The sequence below is a fragment of the Microbacterium sp. Bi128 genome, assembly GCF_918698205.1.
Map to the genome: position 1 here is coordinate 1 of NZ_CAKKMM010000548.1, position 3164 is coordinate 3164.

The window sequence follows — 3164 nt, forward strand, 5'->3', positions numbered from 1 at the left end:
CCGTTCACGAGCCGGATCAGGCCGTCGATCGCGGTCTCGCTGCCGCCCAGCCAGATCCCGACGCCCGCGAAGGCGAGGTACAGCGCCGAGAACATCGCGAACAGGCCCTGGTAGCTCATGCCCGCCGCGAGCAGGAATCCGTTGTGCCGCAGGAAGTGCCGCCACACCCGCACCGGGAAGAGCCGGGCGAGCTTGGCGGCACGGGCGATCGGCTGGTCGAGTCGGTCGCGCACCGCTGCTTGCGCCGCGTCCAGCCGATCGCGCAGGGACGTCTCCTCGCTCGCCGCGCCGGGCAGCGGTCGGGGATCGCGGTCGTTCACCCGTCGAGCCTAATGAATGGATGCCGCGGCCCCGCGACGACCGCCCGGACACGACGAACGGCGGGGCGCCGAAGCGCACCCGCCGTTCGAGACAGAAGAGGGGTCAACGGCCGCCGCGAAGGACCGCCTGCTTGACCTCGGCGATCGCCTTGGTGACCTCGATGCCGCGCGGGCACGCCTCGGTGCAGTTGAAGGTCGTGCGGCAGCGCCACACGCCCTCCTTGTCGTTGAGGATGTCCAGGCGCACGTCGCCCGCGTCGTCGCGCGAGTCGAAGATGAACCGGTGGGCGTTGACGATCGCGGCCGGGCCGAAGTACTGCCCGTCGGTCCAGAACACCGGGCACGACGAGGTGCACGCGGCGCACAGGATGCACTTCGTGGTGTCGTCGAAGACCTCGCGGTCGACGATCGACTGGATGCGCTCCTTGCCCGCCTCCGGCTTGCTGCTGGAGATCAGGAACGGCTGCACCTCGCGGTAGGAGGCGAAGAACGGCTCCATGTCGACGATGAGGTCCTTCTCGAGCGGCAGACCCTTGATCGCCTCGACGTAGATCGGCTGCGAGATGTCGAGATCCTTGATCAGCGTTTTGCAGGCCAGGCGGTTGCGGCCGTTGATGCGCATGGCATCCGAACCGCAGATGCCGTGCGCGCAGGAACGGCGGAACGACAGCGAGCCGTCGACCTCCCACTTGATCTTGTGCAGCGCGTCCAGCACGCGGTCGGTGGAGTAGAGCTCCACGTCGTAGTCGACCCAACGCGGCTCGTCATCGACCTCGGGGTCGAACCGACGGATGTTGAACGTGACCAGGAACGACTGGATGCCGGTGTCCTCGGGGGTCTGCTCGATGTCGGCGGGGGCGTCGGTCGTGGTGTCGAGCGCGGTCGCGGCCATCAGTACTTCCTCTCCAGCGGCGGGTAGCGCAGCTCCCCGGCCTCGTTCTTGGTGAAGACCACGGGCTTCCAGCCGAGCTCGATGTGATCGGCGGGGTGCGACGAGTGGGGGTCGCCCGACAGGTACGCCATGGTGTGCTGCATGTAGTTCTCGTCGTCGCGCGTGGGGAAGTCGTCGCGCATGTGACCGCCGCGGCTCTCTTCCCGGTTCTGCGCCGAGTACACCACGACCTCGGCGAGGTCGAGCAGGAAGCCCAGCTCGACCGCCTCGAGCAGGTCGGTGTTGTACCGCTTGCCCTTGTCGTCGACGTGGATGTTCTTGAAGCGCTCGCGCAGGTCGGCGATGACGTCGAGCACGTGTGCGAGGGACTCGTGCGTGCGGAACACCTGCGCGCCCTTGTCCATCTCGTCTTGCAGCGTCTTGCGGAGGACGGCGATGCGTTCGGTCCCGCCGTTGCCGCGCAGGCCCTCGATGAGCTCGCGGACCTCCTTCGCGGGGTCCTCGGGAAGCGGGACGAAGTCGGCGGTCTTGACGTACTCGACCGCGTTGCGACCGGCGCGCTTGCCGAACACGTTGATGTCCAGCAGCGAGTTCGTGCCGAGGCGGTTCGACCCGTGCACGGACACACAGGCGCATTCGCCGGCGGCGTACAGACCCGGGACGACGGTGTCGTTGTCGGCGAGGACCTCGGCCTTGATGTTGGTGGGGATGCCGCCCATCGCGTAGTGCGCGGTCGGCATGACCGGCACCGGCTCGACGACCGGGTCGACGCCGAGGTACGTGCGGGCGAACTCGGTGATGTCGGGAAGCTTGGTCTCGAGCACCTCGGCGCCCAGGTGCGTGCAGTCCAGCAGCACGTAGTCGCGGTGGGGGCCGGCGCCGCGGCCCTCGGCGACCTCTTGCACCATGCAGCGCGCGACGATGTCGCGCGGCGCGAGGTCCTTGATCGTCGGGGCGTAGCGCTCCATGAAGCGCTCACCGCTGGCGTTGCGCAGGATCGCGCCCTCACCGCGGGCACCCTCGGTCAGCAGGATGCCGAGACCGGCCAGGCCGGTGGGGTGGAACTGGAAGAACTCCATGTCCTCGAGGGGGAGGCCCTTGCGCCAGACGATGCCCACGCCGTCACCGGTGAGGGTGTGGGCGTTCGAGGTCGTCTTGAAGATCTTGCCGAAGCCGCCCGTGGCGAAGATGACCGCCTTGGACTGGAACACGTGGAGGTCGCCCGTGGCCAGCTCGTAGGCGACGACGCCGGCGACCTGGGTGAGCCCCGCGTCGTCCTTCACCGTGACGAGGTCGAGCACGTAGAACTCGTTGAAGAAGTTGATGCCGAGCTTGACGCAGTTCTGGAACAGCGTCTGCAGGATCATGTGTCCCGTGCGGTCGGCGGCGTAGCAGGCGCGACGCACCGGGGTCTTGCCGTGATCGGCCGTGTGCCCGCCGAAGCGGCGCTGGTCGATCTTGCCCTCGGGCGTGCGGTTGAACGGCAGGCCCATGTTCTCGAGGTCGATGACGGCGTCGATGGCCTCTTTGGCGAGGATCTCCGCGGCATCCTGGTCGACGAGGTAGTCGCCGCCCTTGATGGTGTCGAAGGTGTGCCACTCCCAGGAGTCCTCTTCGACGTTGGCGAGGGCCGCAGCCATCCCGCCCTGCGCCGCACCGGTGTGCGAGCGAGTCGGGTACAGCTTCGAGATGACCGCGGTCTTCGCGCCCGGGCCGGCCTCGATCGCCGCGCGCATGCCGGCGCCGCCGGCCCCGACGATGACGACGTCGAACTGGTGGTAGTGCACGCCGTCCTTGACGATCGTGTCCGCGCTGTTCTGAGTGCTCACGTGTGCAATGCCTCTGCTGTGTCAGTCGGAAGGAGGATGCCGCGGCTCACGCCTGGCAGATCTCCCACAGGGAGCTGCTCTCGGTAACGCCGAGGCAGGGGTCCAAGGTGAAGACCACGAGCG

The 3164-nt window shown here is 68.0% G+C and carries 2 protein-coding genes and 1 pseudogene; all 3 read right to left on the reverse strand.

Annotated elements, in window-relative coordinates:
• Window positions 1-320, reverse strand: a pseudogene (locus LQV45_RS22670) (YihY/virulence factor BrkB family protein); the annotation flags it as partial.
• A gap of 103 nt (window positions 321-423) precedes the next feature.
• Window positions 424-1212: a succinate dehydrogenase iron-sulfur subunit gene (locus LQV45_RS22675; RefSeq protein ID WP_230008929.1), complete on the reverse strand. Its 789-nt coding sequence runs from the start codon at window positions 1210-1212 to the stop codon at window positions 424-426.
• Entirely contained in the window at window positions 1212-3041 is a 1830-nt protein-coding gene (gene sdhA, locus LQV45_RS22680; RefSeq protein WP_230008930.1) for a succinate dehydrogenase flavoprotein subunit, read from the reverse strand. Before sdhA ends, LQV45_RS22675 begins: the two co-directional genes overlap by 1 nt.
• Between the last annotated feature and the right edge of the window lie 123 nt (window positions 3042-3164).